16 protein-coding genes and 1 tRNA gene are annotated in these 22621 nt (G+C 36.6%); 13 read left to right on the top strand and 4 right to left on the bottom strand.

Translation table 11 applies throughout. The features are described 5' to 3' along the window. The first annotated feature begins 150 nt into the window (after positions 1 to 150). The gene (locus HNP36_RS07175; RefSeq protein ID WP_184158999.1) at positions 151 to 3114 is read left to right on the top strand and encodes a tetratricopeptide repeat protein; all 2964 of its coding nucleotides are present in this window, start codon (positions 151 to 153) and stop codon (positions 3112 to 3114) included. A gap of 66 nt (positions 3115 to 3180) precedes the next feature. Continuing rightward, entirely contained in the window at positions 3181 to 4950 is a 1770-nt protein-coding gene (locus tag HNP36_RS07170) for a TonB-dependent receptor (protein WP_184159002.1), read from the top strand. An 82-nt stretch (positions 4951 to 5032) separates the two neighbouring features. Here the strand turns inward: HNP36_RS07170 and HNP36_RS07165 are convergent, their stop codons facing one another. Next, complete coding sequence (locus HNP36_RS07165) at positions 5033 to 6106, bottom strand: alpha/beta hydrolase (RefSeq protein ID WP_317168957.1); 1074 nt, start codon at positions 6104 to 6106, stop codon at positions 5033 to 5035. A 313-nt stretch (positions 6107 to 6419) separates the two neighbouring features. Here HNP36_RS07165 and HNP36_RS07160 point away from each other — a divergent pair. Further along, positions 6420 to 6491 (top strand) — tRNA-Arg (locus HNP36_RS07160). Between the two features lie 203 nt (positions 6492 to 6694). Here the strand turns inward: HNP36_RS07160 and HNP36_RS07155 are convergent. From HNP36_RS07155 to HNP36_RS07145, 3 genes are all read right to left on the bottom strand, one after another. Further along, complete coding sequence (locus tag HNP36_RS07155) at positions 6695 to 7525, bottom strand: SDR family NAD(P)-dependent oxidoreductase (protein WP_184159005.1); 831 nt, start codon at positions 7523 to 7525, stop codon at positions 6695 to 6697. A gap of 756 nt (positions 7526 to 8281) precedes the next feature. Further along, a complete protein-coding gene (locus tag HNP36_RS07150; RefSeq protein WP_184159006.1) occupies positions 8282 to 8944 on the bottom strand; it encodes a hypothetical protein in 663 nt (220 codons plus the stop codon). A gap of 421 nt (positions 8945 to 9365) precedes the next feature. Next, positions 9366 to 9788 (bottom strand): transposase, encoded by a 423-nt coding sequence (locus HNP36_RS07145; protein WP_184159007.1) that lies wholly within the window; start codon positions 9786 to 9788, stop codon positions 9366 to 9368. A gap of 862 nt (positions 9789 to 10650) precedes the next feature. On the opposite strand from HNP36_RS07145, the gene HNP36_RS07140 reads away from it, so the two are divergent. The 10 genes from HNP36_RS07140 (at position 10651) to HNP36_RS07095 (ending at position 22480) form a co-directional block, all read left to right on the top strand. Continuing rightward, positions 10651 to 12087: a tetratricopeptide repeat protein gene (locus HNP36_RS07140; protein ID WP_184159008.1), complete on the top strand. Its 1437-nt coding sequence runs from the start codon at positions 10651 to 10653 to the stop codon at positions 12085 to 12087. A gap of 142 nt (positions 12088 to 12229) precedes the next feature. Continuing rightward, on the top strand, positions 12230 to 13651 hold the full coding sequence (locus tag HNP36_RS07135) for a tetratricopeptide repeat protein (protein WP_184159009.1): 1422 nt from the start codon (positions 12230 to 12232) through the stop codon (positions 13649 to 13651). Between the two features lie 373 nt (positions 13652 to 14024). Next, positions 14025 to 14876, top strand: a complete 852-nt coding sequence (locus HNP36_RS07130) for a hypothetical protein (protein WP_184159010.1) — start codon at positions 14025 to 14027, stop codon at positions 14874 to 14876. A gap of 202 nt (positions 14877 to 15078) precedes the next feature. Then, positions 15079 to 15951, top strand: coding sequence for a hypothetical protein (locus HNP36_RS07125; RefSeq protein ID WP_184159011.1), 873 nt, complete (start codon positions 15079 to 15081; stop codon positions 15949 to 15951). A 74-nt stretch (positions 15952 to 16025) separates the two neighbouring features. Beyond that, the gene (locus tag HNP36_RS07120; protein WP_184159013.1) at positions 16026 to 16922 is read left to right on the top strand and encodes a hypothetical protein; all 897 of its coding nucleotides are present in this window, start codon (positions 16026 to 16028) and stop codon (positions 16920 to 16922) included. Between the two features lie 194 nt (positions 16923 to 17116). Further along, the gene (locus HNP36_RS07115; protein ID WP_184159015.1) at positions 17117 to 17881 is read left to right on the top strand and encodes a hypothetical protein; all 765 of its coding nucleotides are present in this window, start codon (positions 17117 to 17119) and stop codon (positions 17879 to 17881) included. A gap of 765 nt (positions 17882 to 18646) precedes the next feature. Then, positions 18647 to 19519 carry a hypothetical protein gene (locus tag HNP36_RS07110; protein WP_184159017.1) on the top strand — a complete coding sequence of 291 codons (873 nt, stop codon included), beginning with the start codon at positions 18647 to 18649 and terminating at the stop codon, positions 19517 to 19519. Positions 19520 to 19645: 126 nt separating this feature from the next. Then, positions 19646 to 20554 carry a hypothetical protein gene (locus HNP36_RS07105; RefSeq protein WP_184159019.1) on the top strand — a complete coding sequence of 303 codons (909 nt, stop codon included), beginning with the start codon at positions 19646 to 19648 and terminating at the stop codon, positions 20552 to 20554. A gap of 71 nt (positions 20555 to 20625) precedes the next feature. Beyond that, entirely contained in the window at positions 20626 to 21534 is a 909-nt protein-coding gene (locus tag HNP36_RS07100; RefSeq protein WP_184159021.1) for a hypothetical protein, read from the top strand. A gap of 580 nt (positions 21535 to 22114) precedes the next feature. Continuing rightward, a complete protein-coding gene (locus HNP36_RS07095; protein ID WP_184159023.1) occupies positions 22115 to 22480 on the top strand; it encodes a helix-turn-helix domain-containing protein in 366 nt (121 codons plus the stop codon). The last annotated feature ends 141 nt before the right edge of the window (positions 22481 to 22621 follow it).

The following is a 22621-nucleotide window of genomic DNA, read 5'->3' as shown; positions in this document are numbered from 1 at the left end:
TGACACTAAAGTAATCATTTTTTATCATCAGATAGTGAAATGTATTCAATTGATGTTTTTAGGTATTAAAACCTTTTAAAACTTGCTTAAACAATAAGTTTTTAATATTTTCGTTAACTTATATAGACTAATTTTTTTATTCAAAAAAGAATGAATTCGAAAAAAATCCTTCTCTCAGCTGCAGTGCTTTATTTCGGAATTTCCGGAGCGCAACAGTCACAGTACTTTACACAGAAAGAAAATTACAGGTTCAATCTCGCAGAAAATCTTTATCAGACTAAAATATACAATGCTTCCCAGTTCGAATATGCAAGACAGTATTTCTATAACCAGAATTTGTCTAAATCGAGAAAAGAAGCAGCACAGTTTTTTGATAATGTGATCGGGGTGATTCTTCAGAAAAACCATGCAGAGGAAGGGTTAACCGCCTTTATGAAGGAGTATCCGAATTCTGCTTATTTTGCCCAGGCCAATCTTCCGTTAGCAGATTATTATCTGGCTAAAAAAGACTTCGGAAAAGCCTTGGAAACACTTAAAAAAGTAAATCAGTACCAACTTTCTAAAGAAGAAAATACACAGTATATTCTGAAACTAGGGTATGCCAAATTCATGATGGGTGACACCAAAGGGGCTACAGATGCCCTGGAAGAAGCCTATAAAACAGCCGATGAATCCCAGAAAGGAGACATTGCCTACATGCTGGGCCACCTTTACTATTCAAACAGGCAGAGCGATAAGGCTTTCCAGTATTTTGACTCTGTGAAAGAGAAGCCTAAATTCTCCAAGCTGGTGCGCCCTTACTACGTTCAGATGTACTATAACGATAAGAACTACGATCAGGCAATCACCGAAGGAACTGCACTTCTGAACGAAGATATTTCAGATGCCTATAAAGCGGAGGTTCATAAGATCATAGGGGAAAGTTATTTTATGAAAAATGACTATACTTCAGCGTATCCTCATCTGAAAGATTACCTGAATGTACAGCAGAATCCTTCTGAAAATGACCTTTATGAAATGGGATTTGTAGCCGCTCAGCTGAAAAAATATGACGAAGCTGTTTCCTATTACAGCCAGCTTATCAACAGCAATTCAGCGCTGGCTCAGAATGCTTATTATCAGTTGGGAAATGCCTATCTGGCGGTAGATAAAAAGCAGGAAGCCCTTTCCGCATTCCGTTCTGCCTACCAGATGGATTATGATGCCAAAGTTAAAAAATTAGCTCACGAACAGTATGCAAAACTGAGTTATGATATCGGGAATCCGTTTGAAAGTCCTTCTGCAGTCATTCAGAGCTATATCAACAGCAATCCGAATGATATCAATGCGCCGGAAATGAGGTCTCTTCTTGTGAAATCTTATCTGTATTCCGGAAACTATAAAGAAACCCTGAACGCCATTGACAGGCTTCAGAGTTCCACTCCCGAGATCAATAAGATAGATCAGGAGGTTTCTTATTTGCTGGGAACAGAAGAATTCAACAAAGGAAATTATGATGAAGCCGAAACGTACTTACTGAGAAGTTTAGGATTCAATATCAATAAAGAATTTTATAACAGGGCACTATATTGGCTGGGTCAGGTGTATTACCAGAAAGGGAATTATCCATCTGCCATCGTCCGCTATGAAAAACTGCTTAATGAAAGTTTTCCGGAAAAACAGCAGCTGCCTTATGATCTGGGCTATGCTTATTTCAAATCTAAAAAATTCGATCAGGCACAGACTTACTTCAAGCAGTACCTGAACAATCCGAAGCCTGAATTTAAGAACGATGCAGAACTTCGTCTGGCAGATATTCATTATGCCAACAATGACCTGAATGAGGCCATTGCGATCTATGATAAGAATGAAGATGCCACAGATTATACTTTATACCAGAAAGCAATGGCTTTAGGCTTTAAAGGAGATACACAGGCAAAAATCAATAATCTGAAAAACCTATTATCCAAATACCCTGATTCCGAGTATTATGATGATGCCCAGTACGAAATGGGAACCGCATATGCTGCTCAGGATGATTTTGCGAATTCAAATGATGCTTTTGCCAAAGTGATTAAAACATCTTCGGATAGAGATCTTGTTGCCAATGCATCCATTTACAGGGCTCAGAATTATATTGACCAGAACCAGAACGATAAAGCACTTTCCGAACTGAGATCCTTAGGAGAGCAGTACAAAAATACGGCTTATGCTGAAAAGATCGTTCAGGCGGCAAAACCTATTTTCACAAAGAACGGAGACGTTTCCGGATACGAAAGCTTTGCCAAAGGTATAGGAGTGAATGTGGCTGCCTCTGAAATTGACGAAATCAATCTTTCCACAGGAAAACAGTATTTCACGAAGAAAGACTACAAAAATGCCATTTCTTACTACGAAAAATATTTAACGCAGAATCCTACCGGAGAAGGCCTTTATCAGGCTAAGTACGAGCTGGGAGAAAGTTATTACCAGACCAATAATACAACGAAAGCACTTCTTGTATTGCAGGAGGTAGCCTCAGTACAGAATGACTATCAGGATGATGCACAGACCCGTCTTGCACAGATTTTTATTGCGCAGGGTAATACGGCAGAAGCTAAAAAGTATCTTGAAAATATCAAAAATTCATCTGATATCAACATTAAGAATTATGCAAATGTAGAGTTGATGAAGATGTACGCCAATGAGAAAAATTTCTCACAGGCAGAAAAGCTTGCAGATGCAGTGATCGCAAATTCAAAGAACTCCGCAGCAGTTATTGAAACGGCGAAAGTAATTAAAGCAAGAAGCCTGATGAATTCAGGGAAAGATAAAGACGCACAGTCTGCCTATACTTCTCTGGAAAAATCATCCAATACTTCAGTGGCCGCTGAGGCATTATATGCAAAAGCATACTATCAGAATAAAGGAAAAGCATTCAAATCTTCGAATGAAACGATCTTTAAACTGGCGAATAATTACGCTTCAGAAGATTACTGGGGAGCAAAAGCCCTTGTGCTGATGGCTAAAAACTATGTCGGACTGAAAGATAATTACCAGGCAAGTTATACCTGCGACCAGATCATTGAAAACTATAAAGATTTCCCTGAGATTGTGGCAGAAGCTAAAGAGGTTAAAAAGCAGATTAAAAAGTAAAAGTAGTATCGTGTTCATGTAAATATCATTAGTATATGTTACATGGGTACATAAATACAAAGAATAATGAACAGAAAAATTCAATTTTTATCCATATTATTTTTAGGGTTTTCGCAGTTTGCGTTTGCCCAGATCAAGGAGGAAAAACTGATTCTTAACAAGAAGAGGGAACCGGAAGTGAAGAAGATCGAAAAGAAGAAGACCTCTGTGGAAACAATTAAGAATTATCCGCCGGAAGAGAAATCCCAGAATCCTGTAAAATATACCATTACGGATGTGCCTGCAGTTTCGGATTTTAAAACTTCAACCATTCAGGGCCAGGATGTAACCCCGAAATTTGAAGGGACGGCTCAAAACAATTATCTGCAGTTCGGAATGGGGAACTTCGGGAAAATCCTCGCGGATGCCAACATTTCCAAAACGCTTGAAAATAAACTTGAAGTAGGTGCAGATTTCCATTTCCTTTCCACACTAGGGCTGAAAAAGGAATACGCGTGGGATTCCAAGCAAAGTTCTACAGCTATCGGTGCTTATCTGAATTCATATGGTGAAAAAGGTAAATTCAACCTGAATGCTCAATATGGTTTGGATAATAACAGATATTACGGCATCTATGCGCTGGAACCTGCAGCAGATGTAGATTTGAAGCAGAGAGTAAACCAGTTCAAAGTGAACGGATACTATGATTTTTATTCAAATGAAATTTTGAATGATGTAAGGGTGAAATCTTCTTTCCTGAAAGATCATTTTGATGCACAGGAAAACCAGGTTTCCATTTTGGCGAACCTTTCCAAGCATGCTGTGGAGATAGGAAAATCCGGAGTTAATTTAAATGCAGATTTAGGAGTTGGATTAGAAGCTGTGAAATCAGAGTTTGCCATCAGAGATAAAAATTCGTCCAATTTCTTCAATACGACTTTAGATCCGAAAGTAACTTTCAGAAAAGGGGATTCCTATTTAATGCTGGGATCTACATTTTCTTTCCTGAATGCTAAAAATTCCAGCGATTTAATGGGCGGTGAGGTAAAGAACAATAAAACATATTGGTTTCCACAGGCTGAATTCCAGTTTGCAGCTGCTAAAGAATTTAAATTCTATGGTGGGGTAGACGGAGGTTTAAAACTCAACACGTACGGAGATCTTTTGCAGGCGAACCCGTTCATTGTTTCTGATCAGTTTTTAAAGCCTACAGAGACCAAGTATCACTTTTATGCCGGGTTAAGAGGTGACATTGATGAAACCTTCAAATACGACTTCTCTGCAGGTTATGGAAAGATCAATAATATTATGTTCTTCCAGGGGAACGACCTGTTTGATAATACCTACACCCTGAACCGTTCTGCCTATAATTTTGCCAATACATTCTCTGCCGTATATGATGACGGAAATGTAAGTGATATTAAAGGGAGCGTACAGTATTTTCCTCTTGAAAACCTGATCCTGGACGGAGAAGTAAAATTTACAAAGTACGATCTTAAGAATTACAAGGATATTTATAACGTTCCTTTGTTTAATGCAAGTATCGGAGCGAAATATACGATGCTGGATAAAAAATTACTGCTTGGATTCAAAGGAATCTTTGCAAGCGACAGAACAACCAATTCTTTCGCTGTCGAAGGAGTAGCTAATCCGGGAATGGTGTATCAGTCTACGGAAAACAGGAACGATAAAGTAGGCGGGTATGCAGATCTAAATCTTTCCGCAGAATATAAATTCCATAAAAACTTCAGTGTTTTTGCCATTGGGAATAATCTCCTGAACTCGAATTACCAGACCTATAAAGGCTATAAAGTCTTAGGTGCACAGATTTTAGGAGGTGTGAAAATTACTTTCTAACTCTTACGTCATATTCAACAAAATAGAAGCCTTACATTATTGAATGTAAGGCTTTTTTATCCTAGACTTTTATTTTTATCCATTATTTGTCTTTGGCAGTTGGCAGGACATCATTTAATAAAGTAACCAGCATTTTTCCGGGTTCTTCCCAGGGAATCAGGTGAGCAGAATTCTCAAACCAGATTCCTTTTTTGGTAGGAGCTTTTACATTTCGGAGCCAATTATCCGTCGGTTCGGAAGGCGTTGTGTAATCATGACGCCCCATAAACATGAAGACAGGGATAGGAAAGGTTTTTACCCCTTTAAAATCGACATTTAAAAACTCGGGCAGGAGTTTTCCTAATGTGAAAAGACTTCCTTCGCCAAGGGCATCAAGGTCCTTTTCCGAATATTCTGAAAAGAGCAGAGGTGCCTGAAAATAGTATCTTGAATTATTTCTGAATGCAGTAAGTCCGCCATAATATTGCGGCCATTTTCGTGCGATAATAATTCTTTCTCTTGTAATGGGTTGATTCCCGGGATATGGTGCGATAGATTTTAATTCTTTGATGGCTGTATCATTTTTTAAGCGGGTGGCTTCTTTCAGTGCATATTCAACGCTTAACCGCTCATTATCTTTTGTGTTGATTATCTGCCCAATGCCTACATATGAATAGAACAGATCAGGTCTTTTCAAAGCTGCATTCATAGAAACAATGGTTCCCCAGCTGTGTCCCATCAATATAACTTTTTTCTTCTGATATTTTTTCTCAATATATTGTGCCAGTTCAATAACATCCTGTACATACTGATCAATGTGAATGGTTTTTCCTAAGTTAACGGTATCATTAATGGCATAGGTTTTTCCCGCAGCCCTCTGATCATAGTTAACCACTGTGAAATATTCTTCAACAGGTCTCTGAAACATCCACATAACCGGACTGACGGGTGATGCCGGACCTCCATGGACAAACAGAATAATCGGGTTTTCTTTATTCTGACCCCGTACATATACCTGCTGCTTTATATTTCCTATAGTAACGGAATAGCTTTCCTGAATACCGTTTGGCGAAACAATTGAATCCAAATCTCTGATGATTTCCTTGGCTTTAGCATACTCATCATTGGATTGATTATTCTGTGCAAAGAATACAGCCGTCCATAAAAGTAAAAACACTGACAATATTTTATTTCTCATAATCTTTGATCTATGAAATGTATAAGATGTTTATTTTATAAGTATAAAATTTATTGTGTATGTTACATATTCTGTTTTTAAGTGCCTGACTCTTAATTATTTTTATTGATCCGGTTTTCTTCATTGAATATTATGCTGAACTGCTTACGCTGTAAAAGGCGATTGGTTCTGTAAATGATTTTGGAATTAAACTTTTACAGGCTTTATAAATTGTAAAAAAATCAGTATTTTCGCAGTCGGAATCATGATAAAAGATGTATGAGATTATTTATCATTTACTGTTCATGATCAGGGCTGCATAGTTTAATGGATAGAACTTCGGATTTCGGCTCCGACAGTGAGGGTTCGAGTCCTTCTGCGGTCACAAATCGCCCCTGTTTAAGGGGCGATTTTATTATTTACCCCTGGAATATAGCCCTGAAGAGCTATTTTATTCTAAATTTCATCCCAGCCTTTTTCTCAAACCTTGCTTTACCACTCTCACATTATAAAACAAATGATAAATATATAAACAAACCCCAATTCTAAACTTGTGAATTGGGGTTTTAAAATATTGATCAGGAGTTTCTAATTTCCCTGGGCAGAAGCAGCTACATCCTGCCATTCTTCCCATTCTTTTAAGCGTTTGTCATACTCACCTTTTGTCCAGGCCAGATTACCGCTTCCAAGGAAAAAACGAAGCGGTGGATTCGGTGAATCAACCATTTTGAAAAGTGCATCCGGTGTTGCATCCGGATTTCCACGCTGGTGGTTTTTCATTTGCTCCAAAAAGCCATTTTTGAAATCGGTATAAATGTCCAGACCTTTAAACAGATCCGGCATTTGTCCGCTGCCAAATTCCGTAGCGTAAGCACCAGGCTCTACAATTGTAACCTTAATTCCGAATTGTGCTATTTCCATCGCCAGACTTTCGTGAATGGCTTCAAAAGCCCATTTCGAGGAACAATAGTATCCGATAATAGGCATTGTAACATGACCTAAATTGCTGGAAGTTCCTAAAATATGGCCATAACCTTGCTTACGTAAATACGGAAGCGCTGCCTGTATTACAAACAAAGGCCCGATTACATTGGTTTCGTAAAGCGCACGAATATCTTCTGCGTTGCCATCTTCAATGGTTGAAATCATTGAAAATCCTGCATTATTCAGCACGATATCAATTTCGCCAAAATGTGTAAAAGCTTTATCTATAGCTGTTTTTGCCTGTTCAACATTGGTAACGTCCAGTTCTAAAGTAAGTACATTATCACCATATTTTTCCTTAAGATCGGCAATGCTCGAAAGAGTTCTTGCTGTTGCAGCAACTTTGTCACCACGTTTTAGTGCAGCTTCTGTCCAGATACGTCCAAATCCACGAGAAGCACCGGTTATAAACCAGGTTTTGTTTGTTTTTCCCATTTTAAATTTTGTTTTTTTGTTTTAAAAATTCGCAAGAATATTCTGCTTAGAATAAGAGACGATTGAAAAATGATTTTACTTTTTTTAAGATTTTATTTTATAAAGATTGATTGATCTCCGGCAGTACTCTAACTTTTGGAAAAAACATTACAAGCGCCTTTCTACACGTCCTGTAATAGCCGAGGCCAATGCTCAGAAACTCTGCTTATGCCGCTCTGGAAGGGAAAACCAGAGGATAGTCTTTCGATACCGGTGAAAACTCCGGGGAAGAATGGAAATATTTCAATAGGCAGACACGTCCTTAAACCCGCCTGAATATTAAAAAGCAATTGGATAAACTTATTCATCCGGTTGCTTTGTTATTATTAACAGTCCAAAGTAATTTGGTCTGTTTTTTATATATGTTTTTGGTAAAGTAATAGTAGAATAATTTATGTAAAAAACAAATGGTCTTCTGTGCCGTCAGTGAATAAAAATGACAGGAGAATTCCTCAGAGGAATACAGGCTCCTGTCTGACACAAAAAAGCTAAAAATTAATTTTAATATAATTTGATTTTGTACCCCTATACAGAGCAGAGGGCTACCCTGTATACCTCGAGATACTTTTGATTCATTTGTGTGTTTTTAGAATCGTAAAAATTTAAAACAAAATATAAAATAACAGAATATGTATTCTGGTTGTTTTTCTCAGTTCACTGTAAAATCTGCCGGGCAGAAAATATTCTTTTATTACAGTATGGAAATTGTGTTTACAATTAGTTCCAGCACATATAAGAGTATGCCATTTTGTCGTTAGCATCTATTTTGGAAGTGCCGGAGGACTGAACTTTCACCGTATGAGATCCGGAGCCTAAATTAGCTGGCGTTACATAGCTGTAAGGCACAACTACATGTAGATTTGATGGGGATGCCGTTGTAGTTGAAAAAGTAGCGGATGGCACACCATCTATATATAAAACCGTTCCTACACCGGTAGCTGCAGAAGACCAGCCGGTAGGGTACAAATCTAGTTTACATTTAGCAGCAGCAGGCAAAGTAAGTATGAATGTAAAGTTGCCGTTTCCATTAGTGGTGGGGGTGTCCGGATTAGCATTAGGTGAAAGAGGGGCAGAAGAACCTCCGGCCGCCACAATATTAGAATAAATAGTTGCAGAAGTAAGAGGAGTTTTCCATGTTGGAGAGGATGGTGTACCGTAATTGAATTCCAAACCATTTGTTGTGGTATTGAAAATAATGGAACCCGCGGGAGGAAGCAACAGCACATCTCTCTGTTCGGTCGTCATTCTCGGTGGAATGAATGAACCTGTATTGCTTACTACATCCAGGGCGCCCTGCGGGTTAGAGGTATTGATGCCAACTTGGGAATATATAGCAGCTGATATTGAAAAAGCCGATAAGAAAAGCATTTTTTTCATCATAATGGATAAATTTTTTTAGTGTTTAATTTTGGTACAATATTATTTCAAAATGCAAAACCCTCCAAAATTCTCCATATGACATAGGTATTACATCAGTATAATCTGTTTTGAGTTGTTTTTGTCATAGTTTTGATTGGTGTACTGCTATGGACGGTTCTTGTTTTCCTGCAGAATGGTTACTTATTGAATATCAGCTCTGTAACGTATGAAAAATGACAGGAGCTTGTGAGGGAAATAAAGGCTCCTGTCTAACAAAAAAATAAAATTTCTGATGATTCAGATTTGTTAGGATAGAGGGCTACCCTGTACAAATCGAGATACTTTTGATTCATTTTGTGTTTTTAGAATCTTTAAAATGGAGTAGTAGAATATAAGAATTTGGATTAGTAATATTTACAGCTTAATTTATGATAAAGTGTTGTTAATACTTATTAAGCCATTTGTAAAGTGTCGTTTTAGGAATTTTGTATTCCTTGATTACTTCTTGTTTTGTTTTTTTGTTAGACTTTACTAAATCCAGGATAAACTCTATAATTTCTATGGTATAGATGTTTTTTCTGAATTCAGGAAGCTCTGTTTTCTGTTGTTTTATATTTTTATAATAATCAGGAGAAGATGGAGGAGAATACAGTAACAGGTGCTGGGAATACATCCTGAAAAAATCATATTGTAATAATTTACTCCATTTTAGCAGAAGTTCTGCGTGCAGGGATTCACTGTTATACATGTTCTCAATATCATGTTCGCTGCATTGCAGAAAATTGGTAAGCCTTTCCGTAGAAAAATTAGTTTCTTTTACTCTTGTTTGTATGAGCTGGCCGATATGAATATTTTTAAAAAGCATAATTATAAAGATTAGGTTAAAATATTTTATGTAAAGTATAAGAAGTATTATTGGTCTCCGGAACTGTTTTCAAATGATGATTCATATAATCACCTGTTTGTTAAATAACAATGAAGGAACCGGTGGCATAGAATCTCTTTGGAGTTGTCATTCCTGAGAATACATGAATGAACCGGTGTTATTTACTATATCCAAAGTCCTCTCGTAAGCTGGCAGTATTAATTCCAACTTGAGAATAAATAATTACTGATGAGGGAATAATTTTTTCATTTCTTAAATATTTAAAACAATTGTATTTTTTCACTACAATATTATGGCAAAGAGTTTTTTCTCACAAAATATCATATATTACATGAGTGTTACATTTGTTTAATTTATTGATTTTCAGATTGTTTAATTCTTTTTACTGAATTTATGCTGTTATGGATTTCGAATTCAAAATTTTCAGATGTTTTTAATTTATCCGGCTTGCTTTCTGTTATAAATTCTGTAAACTGAAACGGAAGTTATCGGTAAACTGAAAAGCTTAAAAAATGTCTCCGGTGTAATAGCTGCTTACTTTAGTGTCTGATTTTGGTCAATTCACCGCAATAATTGAGTTTGTAAAGTAAATTGTTGATTGTTTGGTAATAAGAAGAAACTACTTTAGACACAGGGATTTTAAAAGATGTAGTACGTATGTAATACCTATGTAATATCTTCTTTAAAGAAATTTTCTTTCGAAATTTCTATTATTGCACCCGGAATTAATAGTACAAATGTATACCTGTGATTATTAAAAGATATTCTAGGATTTATTTAAATCTATATTTAATAATTACTGACTTATTTTAGGTACTGTTTCTCAAAACACACAAATGACATGATGAAATTTCTTATTTTTTTGCTTCCGGTTTTTCTGGTTGCTCAGGAAAAAATTACACCTCAATCTATTGATGCAGAAATAAATAAGTTTACATCCAATGATGAACTTGGAAACTCTGCCCAGTTTATAAGAGATAATATCCGGATATTGGAAAATTCTCAAAAGATCAGTTACTCCCGCGGAATTACAGTAAGTGCTTTAAACCTTTCTGCACGTTATACAGTACTTAATGACTATAAGAAAAGTTTAGAATATTTGAAGTTGGGAGAGAAGGAACAGTATGCTAAAGACAACCAGGTTCAGGTACGGATTAAGACGCTTTACAGTGTTAATTACTTCGGTATGAATCTTTATCAGGAAGCAGCTAATTCACTCAAAGAAATCATTCCGATTGTGAATAAAATTAAACCGGATTCCGTACGGTTGGCACGGCTTTCATCAACATTTGTTGATATAGGGAAGGTTTATCTGGATAAAAATCAGCTTGATTCGGCTTCTATATACACTAAAAAAGCAATTAATACTGTACTTCAGCTGAAGGATCTGACTCCCAGATCACAAATGCTGTTAGCCTGGAGTTCACTTGCATTGGTTGAGATAAAGATCAAGGAAAATAAAATTGATTCTGCTGAAATATACCTCAAATCATTTGAAGCCCGTCCGGAGAGACTGCAGGGAAATATGAATTTTAAACAGTATAAGGTAACAGGTATGCTTCATGACAGAAAAAAAGAATATGATCTGGCCATTGCAGACTACCAGAAAGCAATAGAAATGGCTAAAGGACTGAATTATACTGTTGAAATAGAAGAATTGTATAAGTTGGTATCAGGAGCTTATGCGAAGCGGGGAGATAAAAATTCTGCCCAGGAATATTTTCAAAAATACATTATTATTAAGGACAGTCTGGAAAGTGCCAAACAGCTTGCCCTTGAAGGCACAGTAAAAGAATTGATTACCCAGAAAGAAAAAAATATAAAAGCAAAAAATAAATTTCTGATTTACGGAACCTGGACTGCAATTTTAAGCATGGTTATTTCAATGCCGCTGATTATAACTGCTTTGCGTAGGAAAAATAAAATCTTGAACGTAAAAGAGCAGGAAACCCAGCTGCTTAATCAAAAACTGAATCTTGCTTTTGAAAATGTCATACAGATGGCAAAAAATAATGATCCTGAATTTCTTGCCCGTTTCCAGGAAGTCTATCCTGAATTCTTTCCCAGACTGCTTAAAGTTGAACCTCAACTATTGAATACAGATTTGAAGTTTTGCGCCATGCTGTTTCTTAATTTCTCTACTAAAGATATAGCTACTTTTACATTTATACAGCCTCAATCCGTACAAACCAAGAAAAACAGGTTGCGGAAAAAATTAAATATCTCTTCCGATGAAGATATTTATGTCTGGATGAAAAATATAAATGATATATACTAATTTGTAGTATTTTTTAAAAAATTATTTCCATATAATTTAAATAATAAATTAAACTGTATTTACTGATTAATTTTGTAAATTTACTTTGATAAAGGAAATGCTTTGCTGTTATACTTGTTATATTCACAAATAATTACACACGATGAAATTTTTTATTTTCTTTTTCCCGCTTTTGCTGTTTGCTCAGCCAAAAACAACCCCAAAAGCTATTGATGAACGACTGAAAAAGTCTAATTTCCTTCTTGTTGATGGTAAAACAGATGATATGATTGCATTAAATCAATCAGTTCTGAAAGACGCCAAAAGTATCAATTATGCAAAAGGAAGACTGTATGCGTACTATAACCTGGCTCTTGCTTTTTCCATGCAGTATAAATATAGTAAAAGCAATTATTATTTAAAGCTGATGGAGCCTGAGTTGAAGTATATGGACGACGGAAGTCAGGAAATTGCCATGAATGTAGTATACAGTATGAACTACAGGGGAATTAAAATGTATGACGAAGCATTAAAAAAGCTTAAGAAGAATCTGATTCCGGCTGACAATATAAAAAACGATTCCGCCAGATATTCGCTGAAAGGAATTCTCCTCACCCAGATCACCAGAAATTATATAGAGAAAAAAAATTATGACTCTGCTACCTATTATGGAAAGAGTGTTATTCAGGAGTTTAAAAGGGCTAAAAAAATGGATATAGGCCTGAATACAAACTTAAAAATTGTAACATTACTTTTGGGTGAGGCAAAGATTAATCAGAATAAAACTGATTCTGCTGAATTTTATGTAAAATCCGCTCAATCCGTACCCATAAAACTAGGTAATAATGAATTTGCAGCATTCAAGCTTTTAGGACAGATTCACGATGCGAGAAAACAATATGATTCTGCTATTGTAGACTATAAAAAAGCAATAGAGCTTGCTGCAAAAATAAAGAATTTTAGAAAACTGGCAGAGCTGTACGGTTTAATATCCACGGTATATGAAAAAACAGGACAGACTGATAATCAAAAAAAATATGAGCTTAAATACAACGCTCTGAATGACAGTCTGAAAACAGTAGATGAAAATAACCTGAAAGATACCGTTGGAGTTCTTGTGGAGGAAAAGCAAAAACCTTTGGAGGATAAGAATAATCTTTTATTGTATATTATACTTGCAGGAATTGCGGGTACAGCTGTAATTGTCTTTTTTGTGTATAAACGGATAAAAAACAATGATAAAGTATTAAATGTAAAAGAGCAGGAAACCCAGAAACTTAACCAACAACTGAACGTTGCCTTTGAAGAGGTCATACAGCTGGCCAAAAAAAATGACCCTGAATTTCTTGCCCGTTTTCAGGAAGTTTATCCTGAATTATTTCCGAAACTGCTGAAAATTGAGCCACAGCTTATGAATACAGAACTGAAATTTTGTGCCCTGCTGTTTCTCAATTTCTCTACAAAAGATATCGCTGCCTATACCTTTGTGCAGCCTCAATCTATCCAAACCAGGAAAAACAGGTTGAGAAAAAGGCTGAATATCACTTCAGATGAAGACATTTATATCTGGATGAAGAACCTCTGACGTACTTCACACTTTTCCGATTAAAAAATACCCATATAAAATCAGTTCTGTTTCATTCCGGGATTGCCCGAAACTATGCATCTGCTAATGAAGACAGAATTAAAATTTTATCATTTATCATGATGATTTTGGCTGCTGGCTGGTCTTATTCTGTTTTTTGTAAACCTGAAGACAGAAATAATTTAATTTCTGTGTGTTGATTTTTAAGTTGTTGCACATGTGTCATATCTATGTCATGTTTGTGTCATATTCATGTCATACCTGATTTTAGGTAGAAAAAGAACAAATGGTACAAATTTGCATCCTGTTTTTAGATCAATAATTTAATAACGAAAACACAACACAAATAAGGATGAGAACAAAACCATTACTAATGGCATGTGCATTTTTTTTATCTGCAGCAGCCTATTCGCAAGTGGGTATTACAACGCCAACACCTTCCAGTACTCTAGATGTAAGAGGGTCTCTTGAAGGTAATTACCGGGAAATTACAGCCACGGATAATCTTAAAAGTGAGGATTATCATGTTTCTTTTGCCGGAACATCAAATTCAATGCTGAATCTTCCTTCAAAATCTGCCACAGACGGTTCGGCAGCAGACTTCAGAGGCAGAAAGTATTACATCAAAAACAACAGTGCAGGCAGTACTTTAACCCTAACAGCAACATCGGGACAGATCATCCGCTCAGGTGGTTTGGTTAACGTAAATAGCAATACTATTGTTCTACAGCCGGGAAAACTCGCTGTACTTACAGCGGGTGAAGCTAATGGCTGGGATCTGGAAGAAATCAAGTGGGGACTTTTCGATGTGGCTACTAATGGGCCAAAAATTGCAGCACAGGCTATATCTGCCGGCACCAGTTATTATACGCTCACCGATTCTCCGGTTACCGTAACTGTACCTGCTCCGGGGGCTAAAGTAATATTGAAGTTTACGGGTTACGGAACTGCAGCAGGATCGGCTAATTCCCGTGGTACCGTACGTTTAAGACTTTCACAGACAGGTACATCGGCTGCAATATATGCTCTGGCAGCTGCACAAAGCTGGTACACCAGAACCGGAGGGACCACAGCTTATGATTTCAAAACGGCGTATGCCATTACCAATCTTGCTCCCGGCACTTATACATTCTCTTTGCAGATCGTAAGAGAAGCAGAAGGAGGTACTGTAAGTAGTGTGAATGTCTGGGGATCGGCAGGAAAAGCAGAAGTCATCATCAAATAAAAGGCAATTCAGCTTCATATTATCATTTTATTTCAACACATTCTGGCACAGAACAACAGACAACAACAATTGAATTTTTTCAATTGATGTAAAGCTGCAGGCAGAATGAAGATGAAAAAATTTAATCTGCTTTATCAAAAGCAAACAGTGAAAATTTACGGATCGTTTCAGATTTGCACAATTTAAAAACAAAATACACACAATGAATAAAAAAATATTAATCCTGACAGGCACTCTGTTTTTATCAGTACAGGCTTATTCTCAGGCAGGTATCAGCACATCCACACCTTCCAGCACCCTGGATGTAAGAGGATCTATTGAAGGGAGTTATCGTGAAATTACAGGTTCATATACTCTTCTGGCTAATGATTACCATGTTTCTTTCTCCGGTACCGGAAATTCTACTTTTACGCTTCCTTCAAAATCCGCTACAGATAATACAACGGCAGATTTCAGGGGCAGAAAATATTATATTAAGAATAACAGCACAACGGCTACTTTAACTTTAGCTGCGGCAAGCGGGCAGATTCTTCGTCTGGGAGGCAGTATAGCCGATAGCAACACATTTACTTTGAGGCCGGGAAGGTTTTCAATCGTTACGGCTGGAGGAGTTAATGGCTGGGATCTAGAAGCCGATACCGGTTGGGAGCTATATGATGTAGATTTCAAAGGTCCGAATTTGACACCAGTACTTGTTGGAGTCCCCCCATTAGCTGATTCCCAGGTTACGGTGACTGTACCTTCTTCAGATGCAATAGTATTACTTGAGTTTACAGGGTATGGACAAGGGATTAATGCAGGATCTGATGGAAATGGCAGAATAGTATTTCAAATAAATCAACAAGGTCCGACACCGGCATATTACAACTCAAATGTGGGTTTAAAGTCATGGTATGATTATACAGGAAGCAGTAACCCCAAATTTAATTTCACAGTAGGATATTCTATTTCAGGTCTATCCCCCGGAATATATACGTTTAATATCACTCCAACAAATCAGGGGTTGACTAATTACCCTTATAGCTCGGTTAATATTATGGGTTCCACGGGCAAGGCAGAAGTTTATATAAAATAATAAAGTATGCCATATGACTGCTGATTTTTTTTTCAATCTATTATTCACTATATCATAATCAGGAAATACACACAATGAATATAAAAACATTATTTTGGGCCGGCACCTTATTGTTGTCAGCACAGGCCTATTCTCAGATAGGTATTACCACACCAACGCCTTCAAGTACTCTTGATGTAAGAGGATCTGTTGAAGGAAGCTATCGTGAAATTACAGGTACAGATACTCTTCTTGGTACTGACTACCATGTTTCCTTCTCAGGAACATCCAATTCAAATTTGAACATTCCTGCAGCATCTGCCATAGATGGATCTACAGCAGATTTTAGAGGCAGAAAGTATTATATCAAGAATAACAGTACAACAGCTACTTTAACCTTAACTGCGGCAAGCGGACAGATCCTTCGTTTGGGTGGTGGTACTCCGGACAGTAATACTTTTGTTTTAAAAGCCGGAAAATCTGCAACACTTACAGCTGGAAATGCCAATGGCTGGGATCTGGATGTTAATGTCAATGCGGAGCTTGTAAATTTACCTTACGTAGCACCTACTAAGGATCTCTCTCTTCAAAATGCAGTTAATGCAACTTCATATACTACATTGAATGGCTCCCAGATTACTGTTACTGTCCCTTCTTCAAACACAAAAGCAGTAGTAAGTTTTATAGGTAGTTTAAATATACAGTCGCAATCAGCACTTGGTGTATATGGTACAGTGCGTTTCCGGATTGCTCAGACGGGCTCAGCATCTGCAACTTATGATAATGTGAGCTTGCTAAGCTGGGTTGAGCCTAATAGTGTTTCAACCGCATGTGCAGTAGATTACTCAATAATGTACCCTGTTTCTAATCTTGCACCGGGAACTTATACATTTTCTTTGCAGGCGATAAGGGAATCTGAGTCAGCTGGGGCTGCGGGTTTGCAGATCTGGAATTACTTAGTAGTTCCCAGAGCGGAAGTTTATTTAAAATAGAAAACTTAGGATAATCATTAGATCAGAATTATAACATCATAGATTCCAAAATATTTTTACTACCCCTTTTTTATTACTCTACCTGAAATGTACCGCTTAGTTACGAAAGAAAGAGATATCTCAATTAAAAGGGGGTACATTTTTATAAATTTCTAAATATATTCATGATGAAAAAAATTACAATTTTTTGTTTTATGCTTGTTTCTTTATTTGGGTATTCGCAAGTTGGAATAAATACCTCAAATCCACAGGCTATGTTCCACATTGACGGAGGTAAAGATAATCCTTTAACAGGAGCTCCCGATGCAACCCAGCAACTTAACGATGTTGTAGCAACAGCTACAGGAAATGTAGGTATTGGAATAAATATCCCTACATCCAAACTGGAAATTTCATCCGGAGTCAATGGCTCATCAGGATTAAAGTTTACCAATATGAATAGCTCATCAACTCCGGTTGCCAATGCGGCAGGGCTGGGAGTTGATACTACGGGAAATGTAGTAGTGGCAGGTGTTACTCAAAAAGCTATGTTTAAAGGAAGTGTAAGCACAGTAAGTTTTCCGGCTAATGGAAGTTCATCGGGAGGCTCTTTTACCGTACTTTCCTATACTGAAGCTTTTGATATAGGCAATAATTTTGCGACAAATACATTTACAGCACCCAGAACAGGCTATTATATGGTCAATGCTAATATTTTATTAGCCCCTTCCGCTAATTGGAGTACTTCAAGTAATGAATTCTATTTTGATGCTGTGGTAAACGGAACCGTTGCTTTATCAAACAGTAATGTATTTTCTGTTTCCAGTAATACCTCCAGTGAAGGTCCGACACTAAGTATTAATGGTCTTGTTTCAATGAATGCGGGTCAGCAACTGACAATTAGAGGATGGATGTATAATAATAATGTTGCCCGTACCATACAAAATGGCCGTACTTTCTTATCTATATATGAGTTATAGGTAAAGTGACATGATTTTTTTAATTTCCCCTTTAGGGAGACTTTAAATAACTAATACAACAGTAATATTACATAAAAATAATTTTGCCGGGTAAGATATATGTGCTATACAAATTAACTTAATCAATCAGTATTAATAAAGTTTTAATATTATTGGGCATGAGCGGTCAAATAATTAGAGAAATAAGCCTCTAATTTATAATGCCTCTGCATGGCCAAGAGCAGAAGTTTATTTAAAATAGAAAGGGTAGTATACTTATTCAGTCCGAATGATATAATAGATTCTAAAAAAATGATTAACAAACAAAGCCTGGGCAAAATTATAATGCATGCATTCTGTTAAATCATAAAGCGGGATGAAAAAATTACGGACTGGTTTAGATTCATCTTTTTACAAACGGGTAAACTTGTTATAGGTATTGTTGGTCCGGATAACTGAAACCTGGTTTTTCAAATAATTTGAAAGTTTTTGATTTTATCCGGATGATAACGCAGGTATTTCAAATAGGTAACATATGTTTCTTTTTACAAAAACAGGTGTTACCTATTTCTTTATAATATCAATCATAATTAAAAAAAAGATTAATTTATTAAATTATTAATGGATATATAGTTTTAAAAATTGCTTTTATTGTGTGTTGAAAATCAGTTCTTTATAACGGTGTCATATCTATGTAATAGGCATTTCTTTGGTAGGAAAAGATAAAAAGATACAAATTTGCAGCAGGTTTTTAAACCAGCCTACCTCAAGAACAAAACACACATAATGAAAACAAAATTAGTATTCTTGGCAAGTGCATTTTTTTTATCGGCACCCATTTATTCCCAAATAGGTATTAATACACCAACACCTTCCAGCACCCTGGATGTAAGTGGGTCTATTGAAGGGAATTTTCGTGAAATCACAACAACATATGATCTTGACGCTAAAGATTATCATGTTTCTTTTTCCGGAGCATTAAATTCAACTCTGAACCTTCCTGCAATAGCTGCAACAGATGGTTCCGCAACAGATTTCACCGGCAGAAAGTACTACATAAAGAATAACAGTACAACAAGTACTTTAGCTTTAAATGCAGCCACCGGACAGACTTTGCGTTTAGGAAGCAATATCACAAATAATAATTCCTACGTTCTAAAGCCCGGTAAAATTGCAGTACTTACGGCAAACGGAACCAACGGATGGGATCTGAGTACTGACTCCTATGTGACTATTATTGACTCCTATGCCAACGGACCAAAGGTTGTAGCACAAACTGTACCCGCAAGCGGCTATTATACACTGAACGATTCTCCGATTACTTTGAACGTGCCTACTGCGGGTACAAAAATAGTATTCTATTTTACAGGTTTGGGAACTGCAGGCGGATCAGCCAATTCATTGGGTACATTACGTTTTCAACTTGCCCAATCAGGTACAGCAGTGGCAACATATCCTTCAGTAAATATGATAAGCTGGTACAACTACAGTGGAGTTTTTCCTGTCTGTTTTAGTTTCAAAGCGGCATACTCCGTTACCAATCTTGCTCCCGGAACTTATACATTTTCTTTACAGACAAAAAGAGAAGCAGAAGCGGGAAGTATAAGTGATGTTACCATCTGGAGCTCGGCAAGCACAGCACAGGTTTATTATAAATAATACATTCTATTCAATTAGCGGGATTTATTTCAATCCGGAGCATACAAAACAACACATAAATTTTGAACGGAATTTTAATGTATACCGTAAAATTCAAAAACAAAATTTACAAAAAAGAAAAACACAATGAAAACAAAACTGTTATTTTGGGCAGGTACTTTATTTTTATCGGTACATGCTTACTCTCAGGTGGGTATTACCACAGCTACACCTTCCAGTACCCTGGATATAAGAGGATCTATTGAAGGTAATTTTCGCGAAATTACAGAAATTACAGGACCATACACTCTTACTAATACAGATTATAATGTTTCTTTTTCGGGGACATCGAATGCTGTTCTGAGCATTCCTTCAAAATCGGCTACAGATAATACAGCAGCAGATTTCAGGGGAAGAAAATATTATGTCAGCAATAACAGCACAGCCAGTATTTTAACCTTAACTGCGGCATCCGGAGACATTATACGTTTAGGAGGGTACGGAACCAGTACAAACACCTATGTTTTACAGCCGGGAACATTTGCCGTAATTACAGCTGGCGGAGCTAATGGATGGGATGTGGATACCAAGGTAGACTGGAAGCTTGTAGATATGGATTTTAAAGGACCTATACTTGCAACACCACAAAATGTACCTCCAACTCCCGGAAGCTATGACCGATATATCATGACTGATTCTCCTGTTACTGTAACCGTGCCTTTTAAAGGTGCAAAGGTAGAATTAATTTTTACAGGATATGGAGAGACTACCGGTTCAGCTGGTTCAGGCGGTTATTTAAAATACTATATTAAACAGACAGGTACGGCATTGGCAGAGTATGGAGCCAGTAATGCTCAGATAATACAAGACCAATGGTACAATTATAACGGAACTAATGGCCCTAGATTTAATTTCTCCACAACCTATTCTGTTACCAATCTTGATCCCGGAACGTACACATTTTCTTTTGCAGTACAGAGAGCCTTCGAAACAGGCACTGTAACTGCAGTCAGAATTTTGGGTTCTACAGGCAAAGCAGAAGTTTATATAAAATAAACAATACGTCTTATGGATCATTACAATTTTATTTTGATCCGTATTATATAATAAAGATTTAAAAAAACACAATGAAAACAAAACTGTTATTTTGGGCAGGCATACTATTTTTATCTGCCCATGCCTATTCTCAGGTCGGTATAAATACACCGACACCCTCCAGTACAATGGATGTAAGAGGGTCTGTTGAAGGCAATTTCCGTGAAATTATAACAACAACAATACCAGCAACAGAGGTGCTTAATCCTAAAGACTATCATGTTTCCTTTTCAGGAACAGCAGACCTTACTCTGAGCCTTCCTTCAAAATCTGCAACTGACGGTACAGCAGCAGATTTCATGGGTAGAAAATACTATATCAAGAACAACAGTACGTCTAATATCTTAACCTTAACTGCAGCATCCGGCCAGATCATGCGTTTGGGAGGCTACATCGCCAATACCGGTACTTTTGTTTTACGGCCAGGAAAATTTGCCACACTTACGGCCAGTGGAATCAATGGATGGGATCTGGACGCTGATGTTAACCAAAGTCTTGTTGATTATAACTCCAGTACACCAGTTACAGGAGGGCAATTGTCAGGTTTGCCTGCAGGAAACAATTATGTTACGATACCTGGCTCTTCAGTTACTGTGACCGTACCTTCTTCCAATGCAAAAGTAGTGTTGAATTTTACGGGGTATACAATGGTATATGGCTCCTCAATAAATGCATATGGCTCGTTACGTTTCCAAATTGCCCAAACGGGAACAGCAACAACAACATATGGTTCAGTAAGTATGGTAAGCTGGTACCAGAATAATACTCCCAATCCTACTCCTATTGCTTATTCTAATTTCGGAACACTATATTCCATTTCAGGTCTTACCCCCGGAACTTATACATTTACTTTACAGGCAAAAAGAGAATATGAAGGAGGTACTGTAGGTGATGTTAGAGTTTACCATGCCATAGGCAGGGCTGATGTTTATCTTAAATAAAGAATATCGTAAATATAATATTATTGAAATTTTATTTCAACTGTTATACTTAAGAGCAATCACCTGGTTTTCTTTTAACAAATAACCTAAGATGCTATCATTTATAGGTAATGCAGGTGGATGAGACTGGATTTTTTTAATGATCTGAAGAAAGTTTGCAGATCCACCCGGATACAATTGACAGGTAATGTGAATATGTCATAGATATGTAATATCTGTTTTTTTTCATAAAAAAAATGAATGGTACATATTTGCACCAGCTCTTAAAACCAGTATTATTTTGTAACAAAAAGCAGATGGGTGAAATAAGGCTGCTGTTTCCGGCAGGTACATTTTTACCAGCACAGGCGTTTTGTTTTGATCTGGAAATTATCCTGAAAAAAGTTTAAAAAACAGATCAGGTTTAAAATATAACGTACCCGAAAAAATTGATATTTGTTTGTGGCTGCATAGTTTTTTTGTTGTTATTGGCCGGAGATCAGCCACACTTCGGCCCTTTTAAAAAACACAGTACGGAAATATGTAAGAGGAAAATGAGTATGTAAAGATAAACTTAAATAAATTAAATTGTTAATAAGTCATGCAAAGACCAGGATCACCAGATTACAAGAAAATATATAATGATATTGTAGAAGAAAAATATCCGGAAAAAAAAGAACTGTGTAAATCTATTCTGGAAAAGAAAGAATTGTCTTTTTTAGATATTATTAAGCTGAATTCTTTGTTGTTTGAGGAAAAAAATAAAGAAAGATTCGTAGCAAATCAGAGGCATAAATCCTATGATATCTCAACAATACGCGAAATTTTAGATTACCAGAGAAAAAACAAGCTTAATAACACACAGCTGGCAATACATTTCAAATTAAGCAGAAATACCATAGCCAGATGGAATAAACTGCTTTCATCCAATGATTTAAATATTGCCTCAATGAGAATCCGAAATTAAAAAAATATTCTTTCTCTTTTATAACAGTTGGGCCCGAAATTTTTCCTGACTGTAATTCATCCGATCACTCTCCTGATATGCAATTTACTTTGCAGGTTGAGTTAGTTTTTTTATAGAAGTATTAAACAGTACCATAGTTTT

It is taken from the genome of Chryseobacterium shigense, from assembly GCF_014207845.1.
GTDB classification, from domain to species: domain Bacteria; phylum Bacteroidota; class Bacteroidia; order Flavobacteriales; family Weeksellaceae; genus Chryseobacterium; species Chryseobacterium shigense_A.
This window is presented reverse-complemented; position numbering and strand designations above follow the sequence as displayed.